Origin of the sequence: Microbacterium sp., from assembly GCF_029263575.1 — a bacterium.
Classification (GTDB): Bacteria; Actinomycetota; Actinomycetes; order Actinomycetales; family Microbacteriaceae; genus Microbacterium.
The window spans coordinates 1-24,324 of record NZ_JAJUFV010000030.1 but is presented as its reverse complement, the minus strand read 5'-3'; the positions used below and the strand labels follow the sequence as shown (position 1 = coordinate 24,324).

Genomic DNA, 24,324 nt, shown 5'->3' with positions numbered 1-24,324 from the left:
TCATGGACATCATTATGCGCGACGATTCGGCGGTGAAATACCTGCCGAAGATGGTCTGGCTCATCCTCGTCATCCTGCTCCCGTTCATCGGCAGCCTGCTGTGGTTCGGCATCGGTCGCGAATACGGTGATGGCGGAGTCTCCCTTCCTCGGATGCCTCGGCGCACACCCCGTGCGACGCCCCAGGCGCCCCCGCAGACGTGGACGGCGTCGACCGATACACGCAGCACGGAAGAGCAGATCGCCGACCTCGACCGCGAGATCGAGGAGTGGCGGCTGCGGCAGGAGATCGCCAAGCGCAAGCAGAATCGCGGCTCGGCGACAAGCTCAGAGACCGAGTAGGGGCCCTTCGACAGGCTCAGGAACCGGGGCGAAGCGACGCGCGCACTGCGGATTCCAGCGTCGGGTGGCGAAACTCGAACCCGGCGGCGGTCAGCTTCTCGGGCAGCACCCACCTGCTCTTGAGGATCAGCTCGGTCTCGGTGCGGATGCCGATGGCGCCGAGCTCGAGCATCCATCGCGGCATCGGCGGGCCGAAGCGCACGCCGAGCACACGGCGCACGGTCGCCATGAAGACGTTGTTATCGACCGGGTACGGCGCCGCGGCGTTGACGGATCCCTCCAGGTGCGGGTGCTCTTCGACGAAGTCGATGGTGCGATCGATGTCGTCGAGATGCACCCAGCTGAACTTCTGCGTCCCGCGCTTCGCGCCGGGGAAGTGCGCGGTTCCCGCCTCTCGACGCGCCGTCGAGACCGGCCACCAGCCGTCATGCTGCGCACCGCCGAGGCCGATGCGCGCAAGGGTCTTCAGGGTTCCGAGCACGCCGCCGTCGCCGAGCACGATCGTGCTGCGCAACGCGACGCGGCGCGTATGTGTCAGCTCGTCAGCGAACAGCGCTCGCTCCCAGGCTGTCGCGACGTCGACGGAGAATCCTGAGCCGATCTCGCCCGTCGACTCGGTCATCGGTCTGTCCATCGCATGGCGGTAGATGGTCGCCGTTGACGAATTGACCCAGAGCGCTGGCGGATGCTTCGCTGCCGCGATGGCGGCGCTGAGGGATGCGGTGGTATCCAGGCGCGAACGGAAGATCTCCGCACGATTGGCCGGCGTGTACCGACAGTTCACGCTCTTGCCGGCGAGTCCGATCACGAGAGAAGCTCCGTCGATCGCGGCGTCGATGCCCGGCTGATCTCCCCAGCGCAGGTCCGCGCCCGAGCGTGAGATCGTGATGACCTCGCGGCCGGCGTCACGGTACTTCCGCTGCAGGTGCCGCCCCATGAAACCCGAGGATCCGCCGATCACCACGCGTCCGCGATTCATCCGCGCTCCTTCTCGATGCGGTAGCGGAAGTCACCGGCGTATTCGTAGATGCGCCCGAGCAGAGGGACATCGATCGTGACCGATACGCGCTGGCGCTCCGAGATGTCGTCGAAGCTCTCGGTCAGCTTCACGACGGGTGAGAGCGGCCGCGGCATCCGAAAGCGAAATCTTCGCCAGCGCAGTCCGATGGCGTGGCTGGTCAGGTGCAGGGCGCCGTCGGTGACCGTGATCTCGAAACTGGCGGCGACGGGGCCGGCGTCACCGAGCTCGTCGACGAGGCGCCCGTGTGGGTTGACGAATACGGCGTCGCGCATCGTCCAGGGCTCTTCTGGCAGCAGGAAGGTGCGTTCGCTGACCGTGCGAGCGTCGACGAAACGGTTCGTGATGCGAAACGGCACGCTGAGTTGCCAGCCCGCGTACACGACGCTGCGATCGTGGAGCGGGCGAAGCAGCGGCCAGAGCCAACGCCGCGGAGTGCCGACTCTGCTGAAGGTGCCCTCGCCGACGCCGATGTGGCCTGCGGGCAGGGGCGAAAAATATGCGCGCAGACGCGGATGCAGGTCATCAAGGCGCGCGCCGAGAGCTTCGGCCCAGCCAGATCGCGATACAGCACTCACAGATCGAGCCTAACCACTGCCCGAGTCAGCGAAGCACGCTCGACAGCAGCAGGCTCGTCTGCGAGTTCTGTACCCCTTCGATCGACCGGATCAGCCCGAGCAGCCGGTCGAAGTCGCCCAGCGATGCGGTACGCAGCTGCGCGACGAGGTCCCAGCCGCCGTTGGTCGTGTGCAGGGCGATGATCTCGGGGATGCCGCGAAGACGACGGATGACGGTATCTGTCGTGCGTCCTTCGACCTCGATCAGCGCGACCGCCTGAATCGTCAGCGGGTCGGATTCGTCGCGCACACGCACCGTGAAGCCGACGATGGTGCCAGTGCCCTGCAGCCGTTCGATGCGGGCTGAGACGGTCGCGCGCGAGACATCGAGCATCCGCGCCAGCGCCGCGCTGGATGCGCGCCCGTCCTGTCGAAGGGCGGCCAGCAGGCGGCGGTCGAGGTCATCGAGCTGGTGCATATGCATAGTGTAAAGCTGAACTATGCAGATTCATCAGTTTCTTGTTAGTTGTTCGGCATGGTGCGCATTGAGTTTGCATATCGACAGCCCATAGCGTGAGAGGAAACTGTCGAAAGGAACACGATGACCCGCTTGGTCGATGTACACAACATGGCTCGCTGGATCTCAGACAATGGTCCCGAGCGGTGCATCGCGGGGATGATCGAATACATCGACGCCGACTTCCGCCGGTGGGAGAGCTTCGACAAGAGCGCCCGGGTGGCCAGCCACACGCCCTTCGGCGTCATCGAGCTGATGCCGACGAGCGACCACGAGACCTACGCGTTCAAGTACGTCAACGGACATCCGTCCAATCCGCTGCGTGGCTATCAGACCGTCACCGCTTTCGGCGTGCTGGCCGATGTGCACAACGGCTACCCGACCTTCCTCGCCGAGATGACGCTGCTCACGGCGCTTCGCACTGCGGCGACATCGGCCCTTGTGGCGCGTGTGCTCGCCCGCCCCGACTCGAAGGTCATGGCGATGATCGGAACCGGAAGCCAGGCCGAGTTCCAGGCGCTCGCCTTCCGTCAGGCGCTCGGCATCCAGACGCTGCGCGTCTATGACGTCGACCCGGATGCCATCGCCAAGTTCGTGCGCAATCTCAAACCGCTCGGCTTCAGCATCGAGGTCGCAGCGGATGTGAGCGAAGCCGTTCGCGGAGCCGACATCGTCACCACATGCACGGCCGACAAGCAGCTTGCGACGGTGCTGCACGATGCTGATGTGACCGCGGGGATGCATCTGAACGCCATCGGCGGCGATTGCCCCGGAAAGACCGAGTTGGACCCGGCGATTCTCGATCGTTCGAAGGTGTTCGTCGAGTACACCCCGCAGACGCTGATCGAGGGCGAGATCCAGCACCAGGGCGAGGACTTTCCGGTCACCGAGCTGTGGGAGGTGCTGCTCGGGCGTAAAGCCGGGCGCACGAGCGCCGACGACATCACGCTGTTCGACTCGGTGGGCTTCGCCATCGAGGACTTCTCCGCGCTGCGCTACCTGCGAGACGACGTCGCCGGTACGAACTACGAGAGCGAGATCGACCTCGTGGCTGCGCCCGATGACCCCAAGGACCTCTTCGGAATGGTCGGTTCCTTCTCACCGGTGGGGTGAGGTGCCGGCTCACGCCCGCCGCCTTGGCGTGCGGTCGCGGATGCCGTGCTGATAAAGGAATCGACGTTCGCGGGGGCGAGCACGTGACGTGCCACCATGATGGCCGCTCCCAGAACGCCTGCTCGCTCGCCGGCCTGGGTCTGCACGATCGCCAGATGCTGCGTTGCGAGCGGGATCGAACGGCGGTAGACGACTTCGCGGACGCCAGCGAGTAGGTGTTCGCCGGCGCGGGCGATGCTGCCGCCTAGGACGATGATGGACGGGTTGAGGAGGTTCACCACCGTGGCGAGAACCTCTCCGACGTCACGGCCCGCCTGTCGGGTTGCCTCGATCGCCGTGAGGTTTCCCCCCCTTACTAAGGCGACGACGTCTGAACTGTTCTGGGCGTCCAGGCCGTGTTCTCGCAGCACCCGTGCGATTGCGGATCCGCTCGCCAAGGCCTCGAGGTCTCGTTCTTCTCCGGGTTCGTGAGAGGAGTCCGGAGAGTACGGCACACGTACGTGTCCCATGTCACCAGCTGAGCCCTGGGCGCCACGCTGGAGCTGTCCGCCGGCGATGACGCCAGCGCCGATGCCCGTGGCAACCTTGACGAAGACGAGATCGGCTGTGTCGGGGAAGCTGGTCGCGTGTTCTCCGAGGGCGAGAATGTTGACGTCGTTGTCGACGAGAACCGGCACGTTGAAAGTGCCTTGTACGTAGTCAGGCACGTCAAAGCGGTCCCACCCCGGCATGATGGGTGGATTGTACGGGCGCCCGGTGGAATGCTCGACCGGGCCCGGGAGGCCGACGCCGACACCTACGAGGCGCAGGTCAGAGACCTCTGTGCTCTCGAGGAGTCGTCGTCCCTTGGCGATCGCCAAGTCGAGGACAGCGTGAGGTCCAGCGGCGATATCGATCTCTTCTGTGGCAACGGCGAGAATACGGCCACTCAGATCGGCAACGGCGACGGTTGCGTGTGACGCGCCGAGGTCAGCAGCGAGGACCGCTCCGGCACGTGGGTTAAAGGCCAGGCGCGACGGCGGTCTACCCCCTGTAGAGGCACCTTCTCCGGCCGGGATGACGAGACCGGAAGCCAGCAAGGCGTCTACCCGAGCAGACACGGTGGAGCGGGCCAGTCCCGTCAGATGTACGAGGTCTGCTTTCGTGCGTGCGTGACCGTCAAGGAGAAGCTGGAGGATGTCGCCGGCTCCCGGTGACGAGCCACCGGAGAGTCGGTCGATGTCGCTCATAGGGTAAGTAAACCACACGGTCTTTCATCGACAGAATCATCCTTTACACCGCCAAAAGAAAAACTTTTGACGAATAACTTTCAAAAGTGGGGTGACCTGTGTCAGAATCAGGAGCATGACAACGGACGTCACTGACGCCGCGGTCGGAACGATCCGATCCGGCTTTCTCGGCGGGGGCTTCATGGCCCGAGTACACAGTCGCGCCGCGCGTGCGGCAGGGGCAACGATGGAGGCGCTCGCCAGCTCCCGGCCTGATCGTGCCGGAGAGGCCGCGCGTGAACTCGGTATTGCCCACGCGGCTGACGACATCGACGATCTTCTCGCGGGTGACAGCGACATTGTGCACGTGTGCACGCCGAACGCCACGCACTTTTCTCTCACGAAGCGTGTGATTGCGGCAGGAAAGCACGTCATCTGCGAGAAGCCCTTGGCGACGTCTCTCGAGCAGGCGCAAGAGTTGGCATCTGCCGCGCGTGCAGCCGACGTCGTGGCTGCTGTGCCCTTTGTCTACCGGTATCACCCGATGGTGCGCGAGGCTCGTGCGCGCGTCGCGAGTGGAGAGATCGGCTCGCTCCTCACACTTGACTGCGGCTACCTGCAGGATTGGATGCTGCTTCCTGGCGACGACGACTGGCGTGCGACTTCTGCTGACGGCGGCCCGTCGCGCGCGTTCGCTGACATCGGCTCACACCTTTGTGACCTATTGGAGTTCGTCGCGGCCGAGCGCATCGTCCGCCTCACGGCTCGAACTCGTCGGGTGTACGAGGAACGAGGCGGGCATGCTGTCTCAAACGAAGACGCGGTGGCGATTATCGTCGAGATGGCATCAGGGGCGATCGGGACACTTCTCATCTCGCAGATGGCGGCTGGCCGAAAGAACGCCCTCACGCTTGAGTTGCATGGTGCCGAGGCCAGCATCCGGTTCGATCAAGAGCGGCCGGAAGAGCTCTGGATCGGTGACCGGGTCGCCAGCCGACACCTTTTTCGTGACCCGCAAACCGCCTCGGCAGGGGTGGCACGATTCTCGCGGGTTCCCGCTGGCCATGCTCAGGGATATCAGGACGCCTTCAACGGATTTGTTGCGGACGCGTACGCCGCTATTGCTGGCGAGATCCGCGAGGGCCTGCCGACGTTCGCGGACGGAGTGCGGGCTGTGCAACTGACTGAGGCCGTCCTTCTCGCCGCACGGGAGGAGCGTTGGATCGACGTCGCCGTCCTCCCGACTTCACACGGATCCGAGAAGGAACGGCTATGACCGAGAACTTCGATCTGGTGATCGTGGGCACTGGGCCGAACGGCGCGGCCATCGCTCAGCAGGTGCATGCTCAGGTTCCTGAGGCATCCGTCCTCGTGATCGAGGCTGGGCGTGAGGTCACCGACGTCGCCGGCGCTCACCTGGTCGAGGCAGACGAGAGCGCTCTGACCGCTTCCTATGACGATCTCATGCGCCGAGCCCGGCAGATCGAGTATGTCAAAGGTGCGGCTTCCATGACCGCCCTTGACGATGATGGGTGGACCCCAGACGACACCGGTATCTTCCCGGCTGCGTTCCTCGGGCACAACTTCGCGGAATTCCCCGGGGCTTCGATCGCCTGGAACATCGGTGGGATGGGTGTGCACTGGACAGCAGCAACACCCTGGCCCTATGCCGAAGAGATCCCGGATTTCTTGCCTCGCGAAGAATGGGACGCAGATCAGGAGACAGCACGACGCCTTCTTCGCACCTCGGTTGGCCCCCTCGTGCTCGATATGGAAAACGCGTTCACCGAGCCATTGCTGGCTGCGCTACGAGATGCAGTGCCCAGCCCGGACCCGACGCGGCAAGCGGATTACATGCCTATGGGCGGCGTCGCTCGCCAGGGAAAGCCGTTCGGGCGCACCGGCCCGCGAGACATTGCGCCCTTCGTCTTCGACGGGAGCGCAAGGAATGTCTGGTTGCGCTCTGGGTTGCTTGTGACCCGGCTCGAACATGACGGCCGACGGGTGACGGGGCTCGCCACTCGCGACCTCGTCAGCGGTGAAGAGAGTCGCTGGGAGGGAAGAGTCGTTCTTATCGCGGCTGATGCACTGCGTACACCGCAGCTGTTGTGGGCATCCGGCATCCGTCCCGCGGCCCTCGGGGTCAGGCTCAACGAACACGCCACTGTCGACGGTGAAGTCGAGATCGATGAGACGCGATTCGGGCTGACGAAAGCAGACATTCCTGTGCCGCCGAGGGGGGAACCCTTCATCGGCTCATTCTGGAGCCCTTCTATCGGCGCTGCTCGTCCGGCGCACGGACAACTCATGCAGCGTGAGTTCGAGGGGCGACACAAACTCAGTGTCGGATGGTACTGCGCGACGGAGATTCGCCCCCAAAATCGTGTTGTATTCTCCGACGACGCCGTCGATGAGCTGGGGATGCCGCATATGACTGTGCATTTCTCTTACTCGGATGACGACCTCGCCGAGATCGAGCGCACCCGCGAAGTGCAACGCGCGGCCGCCAGAGCCATCGGCGACTTCCCTGACGATGAGCGCACCATTCAGCCTCCGGGCGCCTCCCTTCATTACACGGGAACCGTGCGCATGGGTGTGAACGACGACGGCATGAGTGTCGTCGATACCGATGGCCGTGTCTGGGGATTCGAGAACCTCTTCCTCGCCGGCAACGGTGTGATCCCCACTGCCTTGACCTGCAACGCGACGCTTGCCGGCGTCACGCTCTCGGTGCGAATCGCTCGCGCGGTCGCAGCCCAACTCTGACCTGTAGTACCCATAACCCACCAAGGAGATGATCGCGATGCTCACTTACTCTTCCTCGCGACGCCGGGCAATGCTGCTCGGCACAGCGCTGATTGCCACCAGCGCTCTGAAACTGACTGGCTGCGGTCGGTCGGATGAACCAGGAGGATCCGATCCCGCGGACTCGGTCACAATCGACAATGAACCGGCCACCGGAGACCTTGAGATCTGGACGCAGGGAGCAGACGGCGCAGAGCTGCCGCAGATGTTCGAGAAGTTCGAGGAGGAAAATCCTGACGTCGACATCACGATGACGCAGGTTCCCGAAGCGGAGTTCGCTTCGAAGATGACTGCAGCGATCACGGCTGGCACGGTCCCGGACCTGGTGTACACGTTCACCGAGGACCAGGCGTCATTGATCGCGACGGGTGGGCTCGACCCCGTCCCCGAGGGTCTCGTCAATGAGGATGACTTCTTTGAGGTCATCTGGGACAACTCGGTCTACGACGATGTCGCCTACGGGGTGCCGTGGTATGCATACGCCACGGTGATGCTTTACCGCACCGATCTCGCAGAATCCGCAGGTGCTGAGACTCCGACCGATTGGGAGAGTCAGCGCGAGTTTGCCCAGAAGATCAAAGACTCCGGTGTGGAGTTCCCGCTTGTGCTCGAGGTGACGACGGGTTTCACCGCGTACACCGCCCAGCAGCTGCTGGTTTTCTCCGCGCAGAACGGCGGCGGCTTCATCTCAGACGATCAGAGCGAGTGGACGATCAATCGTCCAGAGAACGTGGAGGCTCTCGACTACTGGGCGAGTCTCTTCGACGAGGGCCTGTCGTCACCGGATGGGCCGGCATTCCTCGACGTCACCACCTGGATGACGGCCGGCAAGAGCGCCGCGGCTCCGGCAGCGGGCCCCTGGTTCGTCGGCTGGTTCGATGATGCCAACGGTGAGGGCTGGGCCGACGACAATCTCACAATCGCACCACAGCCGACGGGCCCCGACGGCCAGGCTGCGACGCGCGTGGGCGGCGGCAGTTGGTTCGTGCCTTCCGATTCGGGAAACAAGGATGCTGCGTGGAAGTTCGCACGCTTCATGTCGCAGCCGGAGATCCAGGTCGAGTGGTACGAGATCTTCCACAACATGCCAGCCGTCAAGTCGGCCTGGGACGACCCCTCGCTGGCCGATGACCAGTTGCTGGAAGCGGTCAAGTCCGGCCTTGAGACCGGTGTATCGCTGCCGAAGGTGCCGACGTGGACGCAGGTCGGGGAGACCATCGGGCAGCAGATGGAGAAGGTTGTTCGCGGAGATCTCTCCGCTCAGGACGCGCTCGACGAGGCGCAGGCGCAGGCGGAGTCGATCGGGATGGGCGGCTGAGTCGACCATGTCCTCCACGACCTCGACTCGTGTCATGGTCACCGCGGGGGTGCCTTCTCGGCGTCCCCGCGGTGCGGGCCGGGCCCATGGCGGGACTCGTGCTGAGGCGCGTACCGCCTGGCTATTCCTCCTGCCGTTCTTGCTGCTCTTTCTCGTCTTCACGGCAGTTCCTGCGGTGCTGGCGGTCACGGCGAGCATGACAGACATGACCGCGCGTGATATCCGCGATCCGCTGAATGTGAACTTCACCGGCTTCGAGGGATTCGTGAAGATCCTGGGTAACTCAGCATTCCAGCAGGCGTTTCTGAACACCCTGCTGTTTGTCGTGCTGTGTGTTCCGCTGAGTATGGGGTTGGGATTCGCCCTGGCCTTACTGTTGAACAAGGGCATCCGGCGCCTGAAGACGTTCTTCCGTGCGGCTGTCTATGTGCCTGTGATCACGAATATCGTCGCGGTGGCGGTGATCTGGCAGTACGCGTTCTCCATAACCGGGCCCGTGAACACCACATTGACAGATCTGGGCATTCCTGCGCCGAACTGGTTGGGCGAGCCGGAATGGGCCGTGACCACCGTCGTCCTCCTCGGTGTGTGGCGAACGACGGGCACGTGCATGATCCTCTTCCTTGCCGGTCTGCAGGCTATTCCGGAGGAGATCTACGAGGCGGCAGCCACGGACGGGGCAGGTGCCTGGCGCCGGATCTGGTCGATCACGTTGCCGTTGCTGCGCCCAACGACACTCTTGGTGACGGTGCTGATGACCGTGATGTTCCTGAACATCTTCGAGGAACCGTATCTGCTCACGAAGGGCGGTCCGCTCAACTCGACCAAGTCGATGGCGCTGTGGGTCTATGAGCAGTTCGGATTCGGCAACGTGTCGGCCTCGATGGTCGGGTCGGTGCTGCTTCTGCTACTCGTCGGAATCGTCGCCATCGTCCAGTTCAGATTGCTGAGGCCGAAACATTGAAGACACTCACTCCGACGCGTGAGGCGTTGAATTACACGGCGTTGATCGTCATCACCGCCATCATGCTGTTGCCCTTCGTCTGGGTCTTCTTCGGCTCGTTCAAGACACAGGCCGAGTTCCTCAGCAACCCCGGTGCTTGGTTCCCCGAGAGCTTCCAAGTAGAGAACTACATTCAGCTCTTCGCTGAACGCGGATTCGGCGCTTACATGATGAACAGCATCATCGTCTCCGGCGTGGCGATCGTCGGCAACGTGCTCTTCAGCGCGATGGGCGGCTACGCGCTGGCGAAGCTCCGGTTCCGCGGACGAGGTGTGATCTTCCCGCTCGTGATCGCCTCGATGATCGTGCCGTACGTAGCACTGTTCGTCCCACAGTTCGTCATCGTTGTGCAACTGGGACTGGTGAATTCGCTCGTCGCGATCATCCTTCCAGTTTTGATTCTTCCGCTGTGCGTGTTCATCATGCGCCAGTTCGCGCACGGCGTTCCCTTCGACCTGTTGGAAGCTGCCCGGCTGGACGGTGCGGGGGAGGGCAGGATCTTCTTCCGGGTTTTCCTTCCGCTGACCGGCCCCGGGCTCGCCACCGTTGCTATCCTGTCGTTCCTTACTTCGTGGAACAACTTCCTCTGGCCGCTTGTCGTCGCACAGTCGCAGGCGACCTACACCGCACCAGTCGGGCTCTCGGTCGCGTCGCAGGCGTCGAACACGATTTCATTCGGCCTGCTTCTGGCCGGTGCCGTCGTCGTGCTGCTTCCGATCCTGATCCTGTTCTTGTTCTTGCAGAAGTACTTCATCCAGGGCGTCGCGGCCACCGGCCTGAAATGACACCCACCGACAAACCGAAAGAAGGCACAGATGCTTACTCGCGAACACTTCTCTCTCAACACGCTCCAGTGGATCGTCGTGGAGATTCCAGAGGACCACGAAGCCCATGGCGAGATCGGCTGGGAGTTCGATCGTCCTTCCTTCCTCGATCGTCAGGAATCCGTTCTCGCTGGGGTCAAGAACGCCGGATTCGATCGCGTGATGATGGAGGTGCTTCGAACGCAGACGCTGCAGGCATACCGCCGTCGCGTCGATGCAGCGGGGCTCTCTGTGACACCCGGATACGCCCAGGTGGCGCTCCCAGAAGATTTCGGCACCGAGCTCGAACCTGGTAGCGAGCAGGAGTTCCGCTGGTATGACGACATCCGCAGACGTGCAGAGGAGACCCTGTTCATGGGGCTTGATCGCGTGTTCATTTCGCCGGACATGAGCCGGGGACGCCCGCGCATCGAAGAAGCGGCTGCCATCGGGCTGGATGCGGATGCCGCGCGGCTCGACCGCGTAGCGAACGCGGTCGGCAGAACCGCTGAGGTGCTCAAAGCCGAAGGAGTGACGGCGGCGTTGCACAACCACGTTGGCACCTGGATCGAGACAGAGCAGGAGTACGACTACGTGCTCAATGCGATCCCCAGCTCCTTGATGACGGCCGGGCCCGACCTCGGCCACCTCGCCTGGACGGGAACGGACATCGTGGCATGGGTGAGCGCACACGCAGATCGCATCTCCGATCTGCACATTAAAGATATCGACGTCGCTATTGCAGAGCAGACCCGGCAAAGCCGGGTGCCGTACTACTCGCACTTCCGTCAGCGCTTCTTCCTCGAGCCGGGGCAGGGTCAACTTCCGCTCCGCGAGGCACTCGCGGAGTTGCCTGAAGGATTCGACGGCACCATCCTGGTCGAGGTCGACAAGCCGAGCCAGGATCCGTATGAAAGCGCCAAGACAAGCTGGGCATGGGTTGCTGAAAACTATCCGGAGGGGCAGTCATGAGTCCGCATCCGGTAACTCTGTTCACCGGCCAGTGGGCGGATCTGCCATTCGAGGAGGTGGCACGACTCGCGGCATCGTGGGGGTACGACGGACTCGAGATCGCCGCATCCGGAGATCATCTCGATCTCAAACGTGCCGATGAGGATGACGCCTACCTCGCTTCGCGGCGTGAGATCCTCGACCGCCATGGCCTGAAGGTCTATGCGATCTCGAACCACCTCGCCGGTCAGGCCGTGTGTGATGCGCCGATCGACTTCCGTCACCGGGCGATCGTGCGGGACTACGTCTGGGGCGACGGGGACGCGGAGGGCGTTCGCCAGCGCGCCGCCGAAGACATGAAGCGTGCAGCGCGTGTGGCTCGCAAACTCGACGTCGACACCGTCGTCGGGTTCACGGGATCGTCGATCTGGCCTTACGTAGCGATGTTCCCTCCGGTTCCTGCGTCAGTGATCGACGCGGGTTACGAGGATTTCGCGACCCGATGGAACCCGATTCTGGATGTCTTCGATGCCGAGGGTGTTCGTTTTGCGCATGAGGTGCATCCGAACGAGATCGCTTACGACTACTGGACGAGCGTGCGCGCGTTGGAGGCAATCGACCACCGAGACGCCTTCGGATTCAACTGGGACCCCTCGCACATGATGTGGCAGAACATCGATACGATCGGATTCATCTGGGAATTCCGCGACCGGATCTACCATGTCGATTGCAAAGACACCCGGTTGCGACCGCACAACGGTAGGGCAGGCATCCTCGGATCGCACCTTCCGTGGGGCGACCCGAGGCGGGGTTGGGACTTCGTTTCGACAGGGCACGGCGACGTGCCGTGGGAAGATGCCTTCCGCGCACTCGACGCCATCGGTTACAGCGGGCCGATCTCAATCGAGTGGGAGGACGCCGGGATGGACCGCCTGCACGGTGCGGCTGAGGCCGTGAAATATGTTCGCTCGCTGTTGTGGCCGAAGCCGGAGGCATCCTTCGACGCGGCTTTCAGCAATCAGTGACGGTAGACCCAGAACATGACGATTGATATTGGAGTACAGCTCTACTCGGTGCGCCGTGCGCTCGCGGCCGACCCCGAGGCAACGCTGGCACGATTGGCTGAACTAGGTTTCACCCGTGTCGAGGGCGCGAACCACGATGCGGAATCCGATCCCGGAATCGGATTCGGTATTACCGCGGATCGTCTGCGCAGCGCACTGGATGAGAACGGGCTCTCCCTCATCGGCTCGCACGTGAATCCGCTTCATCCTGAGACGCTGGGTCCCGTGCTCGATTTTCACGCGGAGATCGGCAATCCCGGGATTGGGTGCGACATCGAGTTCTACCCCTATGGTGACGTCGACTATGTCAAACGACGCGCCGACATCTTCACCCGCGTCGGCGAGCTGTGCGCGGAGCGCGGAATGGTCTTCTATTACCACAACCATTTCCAGGAGTTTCAACGTTTCGGCGATGCCATCGTGTACGAGTTGATTCTTGAGAACACCGATCCGGAACTCGTGAAGATCGAGATGGATACTTATTGGATGTATCGCGCGGGGCAGGACCCGATCGACTGGATGCGTCGATATAGCGACCGAGTGATTCTGACGCATCAGAAAGATTTCTCCGAGTCAGCGGGTGAATCGCTGAACCTTTTCGACGAGATCGTCCGCCCGGATGCGAACATCGATATGGCCCTTTTCGAACGTGTGAAGAATCCTCGTGCCTTCACCGAGATCGGAACCGGGAAGCTGCCGATTCAGAGCATCATCGATGCGCTGGATGTACTTCCGAACTTCCGTTGCATGTTGCTCGAACAAGACCACACCACGTTCACAGATCTCGAGTCGGTGAGACGAAGCCGGGAGGCTTTCGGACATTACGACCGCATCAGCTTCGAAAACTGAGCCGTTGAGCATATCAGCTGAAGAATCGAGGACACGACGTGACACGTGAATTCGGATACTGCATCTTCGCCTTCGAGGGCGGTGATTGGTCGAAAGACGATTTCGAGGGGCTCGATCGCGGCTTCGCACTCGCCGCCGAACTCGGCTACGACTACGTCGAGGTGCCTTCATATGTGAAACCAGGGCTGCTGGGCGGCGAACCGCGAACCGACCTCGAGTTCTTCAACAGGCTCGGCACCGTCGTCGAGTTGAGCCGCAAGCACGGGGTCGCGTTGTCGTCTATCTTCGCCGCAGCCGATCTCTTCGACGAGGAGTCTCGAGAGATCGAATGGCACGCATTAGAGGGTCTGGCCCGTATCGCGTCGACCCTCGGTATCGAGCATCTTCCTGTGACGGTGGGGATGCAGCGCTCCTCGGACGAGTTGAGATGGTCACGACAGCTCGGCGCGCTGCTGACAGAGGCCGGAAGACGCACGCTTGAGCACGGCGTTCGACTTGCTGTGCACCCGCACATTCTCTGCCCGCTGGAGACGCGAGACGAGATCGACGCCTTCTATGAGGCGGCTGATCCGGCCGCGGTGGGGATGTGTCTGGACACGGGGCACGTTCTGGCTGGCGGTTCCGATCCTGTCGAGCTCGCTCGTGATTACGCAGAGCTGATCACGTATGTCCACGCGAAGGATGTCGACAAGGAAGCGGCAGATCGTGCAGCGGCAGCAAACGACGAAAAGGCGCGTTACCTGACTTTCCGAGACGCCGGTGATGGCGATGTCGATTTCGCCGGCGTCTTCGAGATGCTTGAAACCGCTGGATTCAACGGGCCCATCCTCGCGGAGAACGATCTGGCTCTTGACCCTGAGGCCGCGATGCGCCGCTCGTACGCACAGCTGTCTGCCATGCTGAGCTGATCGGTCAGATGGCCCGCTTCTATGGTGCGGCGCTGGGCCGCTCCTTCGCGGCCTTGCGCGTGCGTGACTATCGTCGGTGGAGCCTGGTGCAGTTGTTGTCGGGCACAGGAAATGCGGCCGCCCAGATTGCAATCGCGTGGCAGGTGGTGCAGCTCGGGGGAAACGGAATCGCGCTCGGGGCGGTGACCGGTGGCATGATGCTGCCCACGCTGCTGTTGGGGCCGTTCATCGGAGCATTGGTTGACCGCTACGCGCGTCGCGTCGTGCTACTGATCACAGCTACGGTGCAATCACTGCTTCTGGGGAGTCTGTCCGCGCTCGCCTTTTCTGGGGTGCTACAGCTATGGATGCTGATCGTGTTCGCTGTCGTACACGGCGTCGCCTTCGCAGCAGATAATCCGGCACGACAGCTGCTCGTGATGGACATCGTCGGCCGCGAACGCCTCACCAGCGCCGTGAGCATGAACGAGGTCATCATCAACGGCTCACGCGTGCTCGGCCCGGCGCTGGCCGGCTTCCTGCTCGTAGCGACGGAGGCGGCGTGGTGCTTTGTCCTTGGCGCTGCGGTGTTCCTGCCTTCGATCATCGTGCTTGTGCGGCTACAGCCGATGCGGCAGACGCAGGCTGTGCCGCAGAGACGCCCGGAGATAGCGTCGGGTGACATCGCTACGGGCGAGCGTCGCCCTTGGCGCTTCGTGGCGACGACCGCGCCGGTGCGCGCAACACTTGTGCTCGCGGTGTGCGCTGCGGCTAGCTATAACATCGCCGTGGTCGTGCCGCTCATTGTCGCCGACGTGTTCCACGCAGACGGCGGCACGTATGGTGCCCTTGCCGTCGCGTTCGGGCTCGGTGCGCTGCCCGGCGCTCTCGCTTCGGCGACCGGACCGACGACACCGCGCAGTTCTGAGGTGCGGATGCTGGCCCTCGCGATGGCTGCGACCGTGCTGCTGGCCGCTGCCGCTCCGACCCTGCCGCTGTTGTTCGTGGCACTGGGATCGGTCGGCGCTGTTGTGATGTGGTTCATCGCTCGGGCGAACGCCTTCGTCATGCTCACAGCCCCGAAGAGAATTCGAGGCAGGGTGATGGGGATCTGGGCGATGGCGCTTCCCGGCTCCACTGTCGTGACGGGACTTGCCGTCGGTGCGCTCGCAGACTTCACAGATCCGCGGCTCGCCTACGGCGTCGTGGGCGTCGTCACCGGCGTGGTTGTGGGGTTGTGCTGGCGGGCTTTGCGAGCCCTGCCCGAAACTTCGGAGCCGTTGTCAGCGAACGACTGAGCTCAGTTCTCGCGCAGTCGCACCAGCCGCTCATGCCCGGTCTCTTCGAGTTCTGCGATCTCATCACGTGACTTCAGGAACTCGGAGAATGAGCGGTATCCTAGCGCCTTCTCGCTGAAGGAGGGGTCCATGCGTCGCATGTGCGTCTTGACGGCAGAGCTGTGCAGCCATTCGTCGGCGCCGGCCTTGTCATGCCCTAGACGCAGGGCGCGCTCCAACAGGAGGGTTCCTTCCTCCTGCTCGGTGGTCGGCTGCTCAGCGGCGACCTCGGCCGCCTTGGATGCCTTCTTCGCGCGCGACTTCGGTGCGGCTGCCGTCTTCACCGGAGCCTCAGCCGAGGCATCCGTCGCTGACGTCTTCGCAGAAACCGCGGGTGCCGCTTTCTTGGGCACCGGACGCACGACCCCCGGAAGCGAATCGTACGACTCGAACTCATCGCAGGCTGCGGCCAGAGATTTCGCTGTCGACCCGGCGACGCCGACGCCGATCACGTAGCGACCGAGACGCCGGCAGCGCTGGGCGAGCGGCACATAGTCGCTGTCGCCGCCGACGATCACGACGTGCGTGAGGTCGGGGAGGCGGAACATGTCTTCGACAGCATCCACCGCCAGGCGAATGTCGGCGCCGTTCTTGGCGTAGGCAGCGGCGGGAAACAACTGCACCAGATCGACCGCGCGTGCTACGAGCTGCGACTGATACTCAGCATTCACGGGCGACGACCAGTCCGCGTACGCACGCGTCAGCACCAGCGTGCCGAAAGACGCAGCATAGTCGATGATCGCACCGACCTCGATCAGCGCCGCCGTGAGCCTCTCAGCCACCTCGGGATCGTTCGGGTTCTCGGCGATGCGCTGGCGGTCTTTGCCATAGGCATTACGGCCATGGACCCGGTCGTACCAGCTGATGACGATGTTGTCGAAGTCGAGATAGACCGCGACGCGCGGATCCTGCGTCTCAGGCATGGCGTGCTTCCTCTGAGGGGTAGCGCACGCCGATCTGGGCGCGAATCTCATCGAGCGTGCCCATGATCGCCACGCTCTCGCTGAGCGGAAGGATGTCGCTGTCGAACGTGCCGGCGTTCAGCAGCCGTTCGGCGGCGAGGGCCTGATACTGCATGCCGCGACCAGCGTCAGGGCCCATCCGCCCGTCGAACTGCTCCAGCACCGCGCCCTCTGAATCGATGAGGCGCAGCGTGCTCGGCGCCCACCAGAAACGTTCAATCTCGACTCGTGCATGAGTCCCGAGCACGACAGCGGTGTTTGGGCCAGCTGCGCGTGATGACGAGAGCGTCGTCGAAATCGCACCGCTAGCGTGAGTCATCGCGGTCGCGACCTCGGTGTCTGCGCCAGTCTCGCCAAGCCGTGCCGTCGCGGTGATCGTTGTCGGCCCGCCGAGAACGTTCCAGACGAACGAGATCGGGTAGATAGCGAGGTCGAGCAGCGCGCCGCCTCCGAGAGCGAGGTCATTGAGTCGGTGCTTTGGGTCATCGGGGAGGTGCTGAGTGTGGTCTACGTTCACCGCACGAATCTCACCGAGCGCGCCGGATTCGATCAGCTCACGCAACCTCACCATGTGCGGCAGATACCGCGTCCACATCGCCTCCATCACGAGCAGGCCGCGCTCGGTCGCGAGGCGCTGCAGGTCTTCTGCTTCGCCGCGGTTCAGCGTGAACGCTTTCTCGACCAGCACGTGCTTGCCGTGCTCAAGGGCGAGGCGGGTGTTCGCATGGTGCATGGGGTGCGGCGTCGAGACGTAGACGATGTCGACGTCGGGGTCGGCGACGAGCGCTTCATAGGAATCGTGCACGTGCGGGATGCCGAAGCGCTCAGCGAATGCTGTCGCGCCCTCCTTCGACCGCGAGCCGACGGCGACGACGTCGAGTCCGGCCGTCTGCAGATCTGCGGTGAACGCACCGGCGATATAGCCCGTGGCCAGGATGCCCCACTGAAGTTTCTTCATGCCCCTAATCGTAGTGGCGAGGGCAGGCCGCGTCAGCGTGCGGCGACGAGAGCGGGGGAGGAGACCAGCGGCAACACCTGCTCGGCGATGCGCTCGAGCTCTTCATCCAGCGGCGATGCCTGGATCAGCAGCAGCGAGATGCCAGCGTCGGCGTAGTCGTTGATGCGCTCGGCGACCTGCTCGGCGGTGCCGATGAGATTCGGCCGCAGGCCGCGCGTGCCGACGGAATACTCGCGCTTGGTGACCTCGAGTGCGAGCTTCGAGTTCTTGCGGAACTCCTCGAACGAGGCGTAGCCGGGCGAGTCCGGGTCGACGGTCGTGATGCGATCGAGCTCGCGCTGTGCTTCGGCCTCGGTGTCGCGCACGATCACATACGCCGGCATCCCGAACTCGGCGATCGGGCGGCCGTGCAGTCGCTCGGAGCGCGCGTTCATATCCGTGACGTTGCTGCGTACCTCGTCGAGCGTGCCGCCGTGCATGACGTAGGCGTCAGCGAAGTCGGCGATCGCCTCGCGCCCCGCTTCGCTCTCGCCACCGGCGAAGACCACCGGGTGCGCTGAGGGCTTGGGCTCGACGATCGTCTCGGCCAGCTCGTAGTGGTCGCCCGCGAAACTGAACGGCGTCTGCTCCCAGAGGCCGTTCAGCACGTCGACGAACTCCTTCGCCTGGGTGTACCTCGCGTCGTGCGTGGGGAAGTTGCCGCCGAACTGCCGGGCCTCCTCAGCCCACCAGGCCGCGACGACGTTCAACGCGACGCGTCCGGGCGCGATGCTGTCGAGCGTGCTCACGGTCTTCGCGAGCACGGCCGGCAGGTGAAAACCGGGCCGCACAGCCGTCATGACGCGCAGCTGCTCAGTCACGGCGAGAATCGCGGCCGACAGCGACCAGGCCTCCAGGCTCGGAGCCGCGATGCCCTTGCGATCGTTGAGGTAGAGCTCGGGAACCAGGGTGGTGTGAAAGCCGAGACGGTCGGCTTTCATCGACACCTCCCGAATGTACTCCCAGGTGGCAGCCATACGTCCCTCGTCGGTGACGTTGCGCAGGAACCCTCCGTAGACGGGGGTCCAGTATCCGAGATTGATGCCCATGATGCTCCAGTCGTCAGGCGTGCGCGAGTGCGCGATCGAGGTCGGCGATGATGTCGGCGGGGTCTTCCAGCCCCGCGCTCAGGCGAATCGTGTTCAGTGAGATGCCGGCGGCCGCTCGCTGAGCGGCATCCAGATGCGAGTGCGTCATCGACGCCGGATGCGCGACGAGGCTGCGGGCATCGCCGATGTTGGCGACCAGACGGACAACCTCGAGCGCATCGATCACCTTCCCGACGCGGGCCTGCGTGTCAGGGTCCTCGGCGCCATTGAGATCGAACGAGAACACGGACGGCACGCCCAGCGGCAGGTAGCGCTCGGCGAGCGCATGCCAGGGATTGCCGTCGAGCCCGGGATGGTGGACAGCGGCGACCTTCGGATGCTTCGCCAGATGCTCGGCGACCGCGAGGGCGGTCGCACTCTGGCGCGCGACGCGCAGGTCGAGCGTCTCGATGCCCTGCAGAATCTGCCAGGCATTGAACGGCGAGAGCGAGGGGCCGAGGTCATGCACGTACTTCGTCTTCACGAGCGCAGCGAAGGCCTGACCGATGCCGAACCTCTCCCACAGCACCACGTCGCCCAGGCGCGGATAAACCGCGGTGAACTGGGGCCAGCGATCGGGCTGTGCGCCGAAGTCGAAGCTTCCCTGATCGACGACGACGCCGCCGAGCGACGTGCCGTGTCCGGAGAGGAACTTCGTCGCCGAGTGCACGACGAAGTCGGCGCCGTGCTCGCCGGGCCGGATGAGATATGGCGTGCCGACGGTGTTGTCGATCACCAGAGGCACACCGGCATCGTGCGCGATATCGGCGACCAGGCCGATGTCGAGAACCTGCGCGACGGGGTTGGCCACCGACTCAGCGAACAGCGCCCGCGTCTCGGGGCGAACGGCCGCGCGCCACGCATCCGCATCATCCTGATCGACGAACGAGACGGTGATGCCGAAATCGGCGAAGGTGTCTTGGAACAGGTCGACCGTGCCGCCGTAGAGCTGATTCGCCGAGACGATGTGTCCGCCGGCACCGACGAGAGCGAGCAGCGTCACCGCGACGGCCGCCTGACCGGAGGCGACGCCCACGGCGCTCGCTCCGCCCTCGAGCGCGGCCACCCGCTCCTCCAACAGCAACTGCGTCGGGCTCGCGCTGCGACTGTACAGATTGCCGGGCTTTCGCAGCGCGAAGATATCGGCGGCATCCGCCAGCGAGGCGAACTCATAGGCCGCGGTCTGATAGATCGGCGGAACCGCGCTGTTCTGCACAGCGCCGGGGACGAACCCCGCCTGCACCTGCCGGGTCGAGAACGCGGTCATGCGCTGACGCGTTCGCCCGAACGGCGCAGCACCGGCTGGCGCACATCGCCACCGCGCAGGCGCTCAAGCCACAGCACGATCGATGCCGCGACGCTGCGGTGCGACTGGTCGTTGAGCGCATCGTGCAGGCCGTCAACCGTCTCGATCAGCTCGAGATCTGGAACAGCGCTGAGCACCGACGACGCCTCCGTGATCGGTGAGACCGTGTCGGCAGAGCCGTGGAAGGCAAGCACCGGAACGGCGACTGCCGCGAGGTCAGCGGATGCCGGAACCTGCTCTGCCGCGACCGGAGCTGTGCGCGCGGCCTCGGTGCCCAGCACCCCGAGGTGCAGCGGGCACGCGGTGCGCTCGGCATCCGCCGGCTGGGTCGAACCATCGACGTCAACGGGCGTGCCGGCGATGATCGCGGCATCCGCACTCGCGCCTTGCGCGAGCACCCGCAGCACCGAGGCGGCGCCCGAATCCGAGCCGACGAGCACGCGGGGCGCATCGACTGCGGCCAGCCACGCGGCCGCAGCATCGGCATCCGCCTCGAAGATCGCGACGGTGTACCCGTCGGCGCTGATGCGCTTGCCGAATCGCTCGTACACCGCTGCGCGCTCGCCGCGTCCGGTCACGACAGCCAGCGTGCCGCGCACGCGAGCGGCCGACCAGAGGGCGGCGGGGGAAGAAGTCGAAGTCATGCGTCCATATTGTGCGGCGGGGTGGCCATACGACACCGATGTTTCGAACTGTTGCGGTGTGTGTCGCCCCGCATCGCAACCGCTGAAACGCGCGGCTGTGGTCTCCTACGTTCGCATTCATGACCTCACGCCCACGGCTCGCATCGTTCGCTGCACTCACCATCGCCGCTCTCGCCGTCACCGGCTGCGCCTCCGCGCAGGCCACGGGTGATGCCGACGAGTCGAGCTCGCTCACCTGGGGGTGGCGCCTGCCCACGAGCTGGGATCCGGTCACCTCGATCGCGGGGTGGGACACGCACGCTCTCGCCCTTGTCTACGACGGGCTGACGCAGCTGGACACCGAGGGGGAACCGGTGCCGGGGCTCGCCGAATCGTGGGAGTACAACGACGACGGCACGGCCATCACCTTCCACCTTCGTGAGGATGCTGCTTTCAGCGACGGATCAGCCGTGACCGCCGAAGCCGTGAAGCTGAACCTCGAACGCGGGCGCGATCAGGAGAACTCCACCCTCGCCGGTCAGCTGCGTATCGTCACCGGTGTTGACGTGGTCGACGAGCACACCGTCACCGTGCAGCTGGATCAGGCCGATTACCAGGTGCCCTACCTGTTCGCGGGAAAGACCGGGTTCATCGTGAATCCGGCAGCCTTCGATGACGTCGCCTCGTTGGCAACGCAGCCCGAAGGCGCCGGTCCGTTCGAGCTGACCGAGTACGTGCCGAACGCGCACGCGAAGCTCGCGAAGAACGACGAGTACTGGAACGCCGATCACATCTTCATCGACGACTTCTCGGTCGTGCCGGTCGCCGATGACGCCACGGCCGTCGCGGGCGTCACCTCGGGGCAGTGGGACGTCTCGATCGTGCCGGCCTCACAGGCGCAGGCCGCCGAGACCGCCGGGCTCGACGTCGAGGTCATCAAGGCGCTCACGGTTCGCGCCCTCGACGTCAACGGCACCGTCGAGCCGTTCGACGATCAGCGCGTGCTGCGGGCCATCAGCCACGCCACTGACCGGCAGGCCCTCATCGACGTCGCCTACTTCGGCCACGGCACCTCGAACTGGCAGCCGTTCCCCGAGGGATACGTCGCACACAACGATGAGCTCGAGGATCTGTATCCGCACGACGTCGACGCCGCCAAGGATCTGCTCGCCGAGGCCGGGCACCCCGACGGCATCGACATCACCCTCACCCTCGGTGAGGCCGACACCGCCCTGGCCGAGCTGCTGCAGGCGCAGTGGGCCGAGGCCGGCATCCGAGTCACGCTGAACGTGCAGGCCGAAGGGGCCATCGCGCAGAACTATGTGCAGCGCACCTTCCCGCTCGTGCTCGACAGCTACTCGGGCCGGCAGTCGCCGCTGCAGGCACTTGAGGTGCTGTACGGGCCCGAAGGGTTGATGAACCTCGGCCGCCAGACTCCTGACGAGCTCACCGCAGCGATCGATACCGCGCGTGCGACACCGACCGAGCACCCCGAGTACGCGCAGCGGCTGCAGGACGCCGTCGCGATCGGCGTCGCGCAGCAGCCGAACACGTTCCTGTTCAGCTGGCCGCGCATCCTCATCCACCCAGAGAAGGTCACCGGAATCCAGCACTGGCTCGACGTGCAGCGCTGGGAAGACGTCAAGGTCGAGGGCTGATGAGGATTCTCCTCGTGACAGTGACGACGCTCGCCACCGCGGTCACGGTCTTCATCCTCGCCACCTTCGCGACCTTCGCACTCGGCGCGGCGAGCGGTTCCAACCCCGCCGCCGTCGCTCTGGGCGAAGTCGCGACGCAGGCCGATATCGATCGGATGAATCACGTGTTCGGGCTCGACCGGCCGTTTCTGGTGCGCTACGTCGACTGGATCGCGCACGCAGTCACGGGCGACCTCGGCACGAGCTGGTTCACGAACATCCCCGTCGCCGCCAGTGTGGCGCAGGCGTTCCCCGTGAGCCTGTCGATCGCAGCCGGTGCGATCGTGCTCGCGCTGCTGTTCGGATTCACCGGCGGAGTGCTGGCAGCCATCAGCCAGGGCGGCATCGTCGATCGCGCCGTGACTCTGCTGAGCACGATCTCGGCCACTGTCCCGGCCTTCGTCGCCGCAATCGCGCTCATCCTGCTGTTCGCCTATGCGATTCCGATCTTCCCGGTTGCCGGGTACGTACCCCCTGAGCAGAGTCTGAGCGGCTGGCTCCTGTGCCTCGTGCTGCCCTCGCTCGCACTGAGTCTGGACGCCGGAGCCGACATCGCCCGCCAGCTTCGCACCTCGCTGGTCGGGACGCTGAAAGAGAACTACATCATCGGCGCTCGCGTGCACGGGCTCACCCCGGGCCGCATCGTCTTCCGCCATGCCCTGCCGATCGCGTCGACGCCCGCGCTGTCTGTGCTCGGGGTACACGCACCGCGCCTCATCGGCGGCGCGGTGATCACCGAGGTCATCTTCGGGATGCCCGGGCTCGGGCAACTGGCCAACCGAGCCGCACTGCAGGGAGACATCCCGGTGGTGCAGGGAGTGCTCCTGGTCACAATCGTGATGGTCGTCATCATCGGCGCGATCATCAACCTCATCATCGCCCGCACCGCCGGCACGGGAAGGAGCGCCGCATGAACGCGCTGACGAAGCTGTGGTCAGCGGGAGGGGCCGTGCGAGCGGCACTGCTGGTGATCGCCATCGTCGCCGTCATCGCGATCGCGGGGCCGGCGCTCGCGCCCTACGACCCGCTCGCTCAGGACACCGCGAACGCCCTGCAGGACTCGACGCTCGCGCATCTTCTCGGCACCGACTATCTGGGCAGGGACGTGCTCTCACGGCTGCTCGCCGGCGCACCGGCCTCACTGCTGAGCGCGCTCGGCGCCGCCATCATCGGGCTGATCGTCGGCGCCGTTCCCGGTGCCCTCAGCGCCTTCGTTCCGAAGGTCGGCGAGTGGCTGTCGCTGCGCGTGGTCGATGCCATGCTGTCGCTGCCGTTCATCCTGTTCGCTATCGTCTTCGCTGCGCTGCTCGGCAACGGCCTCGTGCAGGCCACGCTGGCGATCGGCATCCTGATCGCGCCGAGCTTCTTCCGCGTCGCCCGGGCGGCGACCCTGCGGGTGCGTGACTCGCAGTACGTCGAGGCGGCACTGTTTCTGGGCGGTTCGGCCTGGTGGGTGCTGCGGCGGCACGTGTGGCGCCAGGTGGCTCCCAACCTCGTCGTCGCCTCGGTGTCGGCGATCGGCGGGGCACTGCTGGCTGTGGCATCGCTGACGTTTCTCGGCATCGGCGTGCAACCGCCTGATCCCACCTGGGGCGGCATGCTCGCGAGCGACCTCGGCTACCTCAGCCAGCGTCCGCTCGGGCCGCTCGGACCCGCCCTGGCGATCGTCGTGACCGTGGCCGCGCTGAACCTGCTCGCCGATGCCGCACGCGACGTGTTGGGCGCGGATGCGCTCGCCGCACGGCCGCGCCGAAAGGAGAAGGCCCATGTCTGATGCTCGACCGCAGCCGATCGTGGCGGAGCCGCCACACCTGTCGGACGAGGTTGCAGATGTCGGAGCTTCTCACCGGATTGCTCCGTCATCTGCAACCGGCTCCGAC

Annotated in this window: 24 protein-coding genes; 15 read left to right on the top strand and 9 right to left on the bottom strand. The window is 64.6% G+C overall.

The features are described from left to right. Positions 1-2 precede the first annotated feature (2 nt). Positions 3-341: a PLD nuclease N-terminal domain-containing protein gene (locus Q1J95_RS05150; protein WP_300266236.1), complete on the top strand. Its 339-nt coding sequence runs from the start codon at positions 3-5 to the stop codon at positions 339-341. Between the two features lie 16 nt (positions 342-357). Here the strand turns inward: Q1J95_RS05150 and Q1J95_RS05145 are convergent, their stop codons facing one another. From Q1J95_RS05145 to Q1J95_RS05135, 3 genes are read right to left on the bottom strand one after another with little or no spacing between them, the layout of a single operon-like run. Continuing rightward, complete coding sequence (locus Q1J95_RS05145; RefSeq protein WP_300266235.1) at positions 358-1,320, bottom strand: DUF1731 domain-containing protein; 963 nt, start codon at positions 1,318-1,320, stop codon at positions 358-360. After that, entirely contained in the window at positions 1,317-1,937 is a 621-nt protein-coding gene (locus Q1J95_RS05140; protein WP_300266234.1) for a DUF4166 domain-containing protein, read from the bottom strand. The genes Q1J95_RS05145 and Q1J95_RS05140 overlap by 4 nt, the downstream gene beginning before the upstream one ends. A gap of 25 nt (positions 1,938-1,962) precedes the next feature. Continuing rightward, positions 1,963-2,394 carry an Lrp/AsnC family transcriptional regulator gene (locus tag Q1J95_RS05135; protein ID WP_300266233.1) on the bottom strand — a complete coding sequence of 144 codons (432 nt, stop codon included), beginning with the start codon at positions 2,392-2,394 and terminating at the stop codon, positions 1,963-1,965. Positions 2,395-2,517: 123 nt separating this feature from the next. Here Q1J95_RS05135 and Q1J95_RS05130 point away from each other — a divergent pair, with 123 nt between their 5' ends. Continuing rightward, entirely contained in the window at positions 2,518-3,546 is a 1,029-nt protein-coding gene (locus tag Q1J95_RS05130; protein ID WP_300266232.1) for an ornithine cyclodeaminase, read from the top strand. Here the strand turns inward: Q1J95_RS05130 and Q1J95_RS05125 are convergent. Beyond that, complete coding sequence (locus Q1J95_RS05125) at positions 3,459-4,775, bottom strand: ROK family transcriptional regulator (protein WP_300266231.1); 1,317 nt, start codon at positions 4,773-4,775, stop codon at positions 3,459-3,461. The two genes, Q1J95_RS05130 and Q1J95_RS05125, sit on opposite strands and share 88 nt — an antisense overlap. A 115-nt stretch (positions 4,776-4,890) precedes the next feature. Between Q1J95_RS05125 and Q1J95_RS05120 the strand changes: the two genes are divergently transcribed. The 10 genes from Q1J95_RS05120 to Q1J95_RS05075 all read left to right on the top strand — a co-directional run bounded on the left by Q1J95_RS05120 (position 4,891) and on the right by Q1J95_RS05075 (position 15,732). Further along, a complete protein-coding gene (locus tag Q1J95_RS05120; RefSeq protein WP_300266229.1) occupies positions 4,891-6,030 on the top strand; it encodes a Gfo/Idh/MocA family oxidoreductase in 1,140 nt (379 codons plus the stop codon). Next, positions 6,027-7,520, top strand: a complete 1,494-nt coding sequence (locus Q1J95_RS05115) for a GMC oxidoreductase (protein ID WP_300266228.1) — start codon at positions 6,027-6,029, stop codon at positions 7,518-7,520. Before Q1J95_RS05120 ends, Q1J95_RS05115 begins: the two co-directional genes overlap by 4 nt. A 37-nt stretch (positions 7,521-7,557) precedes the next feature. Continuing rightward, positions 7,558-8,877 (top strand): extracellular solute-binding protein, encoded by a 1,320-nt coding sequence (locus tag Q1J95_RS05110; RefSeq protein ID WP_300266227.1) that lies wholly within the window; start codon positions 7,558-7,560, stop codon positions 8,875-8,877. A gap of 205 nt (positions 8,878-9,082) precedes the next feature. Then, complete coding sequence (locus Q1J95_RS05105) at positions 9,083-9,841, top strand: carbohydrate ABC transporter permease (protein WP_300266225.1); 759 nt, start codon at positions 9,083-9,085, stop codon at positions 9,839-9,841. Continuing rightward, entirely contained in the window at positions 9,838-10,665 is an 828-nt protein-coding gene (locus tag Q1J95_RS05100) for a carbohydrate ABC transporter permease (protein ID WP_300266224.1), read from the top strand. The genes Q1J95_RS05105 and Q1J95_RS05100 overlap by 4 nt, the downstream gene beginning before the upstream one ends. Before the next feature lie 30 nt (positions 10,666-10,695). Beyond that, the gene (locus Q1J95_RS05095; protein ID WP_300266223.1) at positions 10,696-11,655 is read left to right on the top strand and encodes a sugar phosphate isomerase/epimerase; all 960 of its coding nucleotides are present in this window, start codon (positions 10,696-10,698) and stop codon (positions 11,653-11,655) included. After that, positions 11,652-12,659 (top strand): sugar phosphate isomerase/epimerase, encoded by a 1,008-nt coding sequence (locus Q1J95_RS05090; protein ID WP_300266222.1) that lies wholly within the window; start codon positions 11,652-11,654, stop codon positions 12,657-12,659. Before Q1J95_RS05095 ends, Q1J95_RS05090 begins: the two co-directional genes overlap by 4 nt. A gap of 15 nt (positions 12,660-12,674) precedes the next feature. Beyond that, positions 12,675-13,547, top strand: a complete 873-nt coding sequence (locus Q1J95_RS05085; RefSeq protein ID WP_300266221.1) for a sugar phosphate isomerase/epimerase — start codon at positions 12,675-12,677, stop codon at positions 13,545-13,547. 38 nt (positions 13,548-13,585) lie between these two features. After that, a complete protein-coding gene (locus Q1J95_RS05080; RefSeq protein WP_300266220.1) occupies positions 13,586-14,455 on the top strand; it encodes a sugar phosphate isomerase/epimerase in 870 nt (289 codons plus the stop codon). Between the two features lie 8 nt (positions 14,456-14,463). Next, entirely contained in the window at positions 14,464-15,732 is a 1,269-nt protein-coding gene (locus tag Q1J95_RS05075) for an MFS transporter (protein ID WP_300266219.1), read from the top strand. 2 nt (positions 15,733-15,734) lie between these two features. Here Q1J95_RS05075 and Q1J95_RS05070 read toward each other — a convergent pair whose 3' ends face one another. The 5 genes from Q1J95_RS05070 to Q1J95_RS05050 are packed head-to-tail and all read right to left on the bottom strand — an operon-like array spanning position 15,735 to position 20,768. Further along, positions 15,735-16,694, bottom strand: coding sequence for an NYN domain-containing protein (locus Q1J95_RS05070; protein WP_300266218.1), 960 nt, complete (start codon positions 16,692-16,694; stop codon positions 15,735-15,737). Continuing rightward, positions 16,687-17,691 (bottom strand): Gfo/Idh/MocA family oxidoreductase, encoded by a 1,005-nt coding sequence (locus Q1J95_RS05065; RefSeq protein ID WP_300266217.1) that lies wholly within the window; start codon positions 17,689-17,691, stop codon positions 16,687-16,689. Before Q1J95_RS05065 ends, Q1J95_RS05070 begins: the two co-directional genes overlap by 8 nt. Positions 17,692-17,723: 32 nt before the next feature. Beyond that, entirely contained in the window at positions 17,724-18,779 is a 1,056-nt protein-coding gene (locus Q1J95_RS05060) for an LLM class flavin-dependent oxidoreductase (protein WP_300266216.1), read from the bottom strand. A 13-nt stretch (positions 18,780-18,792) separates the two neighbouring features. Beyond that, entirely contained in the window at positions 18,793-20,085 is a 1,293-nt protein-coding gene (locus tag Q1J95_RS05055; RefSeq protein ID WP_300266215.1) for a PLP-dependent transferase, read from the bottom strand. Further along, positions 20,082-20,768: a hypothetical protein gene (locus Q1J95_RS05050; RefSeq protein ID WP_300266214.1), complete on the bottom strand. Its 687-nt coding sequence runs from the start codon at positions 20,766-20,768 to the stop codon at positions 20,082-20,084. The genes Q1J95_RS05055 and Q1J95_RS05050 overlap by 4 nt, the downstream gene beginning before the upstream one ends. A gap of 119 nt (positions 20,769-20,887) precedes the next feature. On the opposite strand from Q1J95_RS05050, the gene Q1J95_RS05045 reads away from it, so the two are divergent. The 3 genes from Q1J95_RS05045 to Q1J95_RS05035 are packed head-to-tail and all read left to right on the top strand — an operon-like array spanning position 20,888 to position 24,218. Further along, positions 20,888-22,405: an ABC transporter substrate-binding protein gene (locus Q1J95_RS05045; RefSeq protein ID WP_300266213.1), complete on the top strand. Its 1,518-nt coding sequence runs from the start codon at positions 20,888-20,890 to the stop codon at positions 22,403-22,405. A 14-nt stretch (positions 22,406-22,419) separates the two neighbouring features. Continuing rightward, positions 22,420-23,358, top strand: a complete 939-nt coding sequence (locus Q1J95_RS05040) for an ABC transporter permease (protein WP_300266212.1) — start codon at positions 22,420-22,422, stop codon at positions 23,356-23,358. Further along, the gene (locus Q1J95_RS05035) at positions 23,355-24,218 is read left to right on the top strand and encodes an ABC transporter permease (RefSeq protein WP_300266210.1); all 864 of its coding nucleotides are present in this window, start codon (positions 23,355-23,357) and stop codon (positions 24,216-24,218) included. Before Q1J95_RS05040 ends, Q1J95_RS05035 begins: the two co-directional genes overlap by 4 nt. Positions 24,219-24,324 lie beyond the last annotated feature (106 nt).

What these genes read in the sequence shown, in the direction of transcription:
- Q1J95_RS05150 (WP_300266236.1), top strand. Translation starts at nt 3, where the DNA reads ATGGACATCATTATGCGCGACGATTCGGCGGTGAAATACCTGCCGAAG.
- Q1J95_RS05145 (WP_300266235.1), bottom strand. Translation starts at nt 1,320, where the DNA reads ATGAATCGCGGACGCGTGGTGATCGGCGGATCCTCGGGTTTCATGGGG.
- Q1J95_RS05135 (WP_300266233.1), bottom strand. Translation starts at nt 2,394, where the DNA reads ATGCACCAGCTCGATGACCTCGACCGCCGCCTGCTGGCCGCCCTTCGA.
- Q1J95_RS05130 (WP_300266232.1), top strand. Translation starts at nt 2,518, where the DNA reads ATGACCCGCTTGGTCGATGTACACAACATGGCTCGCTGGATCTCAGAC.
- Q1J95_RS05125 (WP_300266231.1), bottom strand. Translation starts at nt 4,775, where the DNA reads ATGAGCGACATCGACCGACTCTCCGGTGGCTCGTCACCGGGAGCCGGC.
- Q1J95_RS05120 (WP_300266229.1), top strand. Translation starts at nt 4,891, where the DNA reads ATGACAACGGACGTCACTGACGCCGCGGTCGGAACGATCCGATCCGGC.
- Q1J95_RS05115 (WP_300266228.1), top strand. Translation starts at nt 6,027, where the DNA reads ATGACCGAGAACTTCGATCTGGTGATCGTGGGCACTGGGCCGAACGGC.
- Q1J95_RS05110 (WP_300266227.1), top strand. Translation starts at nt 7,558, where the DNA reads ATGCTCACTTACTCTTCCTCGCGACGCCGGGCAATGCTGCTCGGCACA.
- Q1J95_RS05105 (WP_300266225.1), top strand. Translation starts at nt 9,083, where the DNA reads ATGACCGCGCGTGATATCCGCGATCCGCTGAATGTGAACTTCACCGGC.
- Q1J95_RS05095 (WP_300266223.1), top strand. Translation starts at nt 10,696, where the DNA reads ATGCTTACTCGCGAACACTTCTCTCTCAACACGCTCCAGTGGATCGTC.
- Q1J95_RS05090 (WP_300266222.1), top strand. Translation starts at nt 11,652, where the DNA reads ATGAGTCCGCATCCGGTAACTCTGTTCACCGGCCAGTGGGCGGATCTG.
- Q1J95_RS05085 (WP_300266221.1), top strand. Translation starts at nt 12,675, where the DNA reads ATGACGATTGATATTGGAGTACAGCTCTACTCGGTGCGCCGTGCGCTC.
- Q1J95_RS05075 (WP_300266219.1), top strand. Translation starts at nt 14,464, where the DNA reads ATGGCCCGCTTCTATGGTGCGGCGCTGGGCCGCTCCTTCGCGGCCTTG.
- Q1J95_RS05070 (WP_300266218.1), bottom strand. Translation starts at nt 16,694, where the DNA reads ATGCCTGAGACGCAGGATCCGCGCGTCGCGGTCTATCTCGACTTCGAC.
- Q1J95_RS05065 (WP_300266217.1), bottom strand. Translation starts at nt 17,691, where the DNA reads ATGAAGAAACTTCAGTGGGGCATCCTGGCCACGGGCTATATCGCCGGT.
- Q1J95_RS05060 (WP_300266216.1), bottom strand. Translation starts at nt 18,779, where the DNA reads ATGGGCATCAATCTCGGATACTGGACCCCCGTCTACGGAGGGTTCCTG.
- Q1J95_RS05055 (WP_300266215.1), bottom strand. Translation starts at nt 20,085, where the DNA reads ATGACCGCGTTCTCGACCCGGCAGGTGCAGGCGGGGTTCGTCCCCGGC.
- Q1J95_RS05050 (WP_300266214.1), bottom strand. Translation starts at nt 20,768, where the DNA reads ATGACTTCGACTTCTTCCCCCGCCGCCCTCTGGTCGGCCGCTCGCGTG.
- Q1J95_RS05045 (WP_300266213.1), top strand. Translation starts at nt 20,888, where the DNA reads ATGACCTCACGCCCACGGCTCGCATCGTTCGCTGCACTCACCATCGCC.
- Q1J95_RS05035 (WP_300266210.1), top strand. Translation starts at nt 23,355, where the DNA reads ATGAACGCGCTGACGAAGCTGTGGTCAGCGGGAGGGGCCGTGCGAGCG.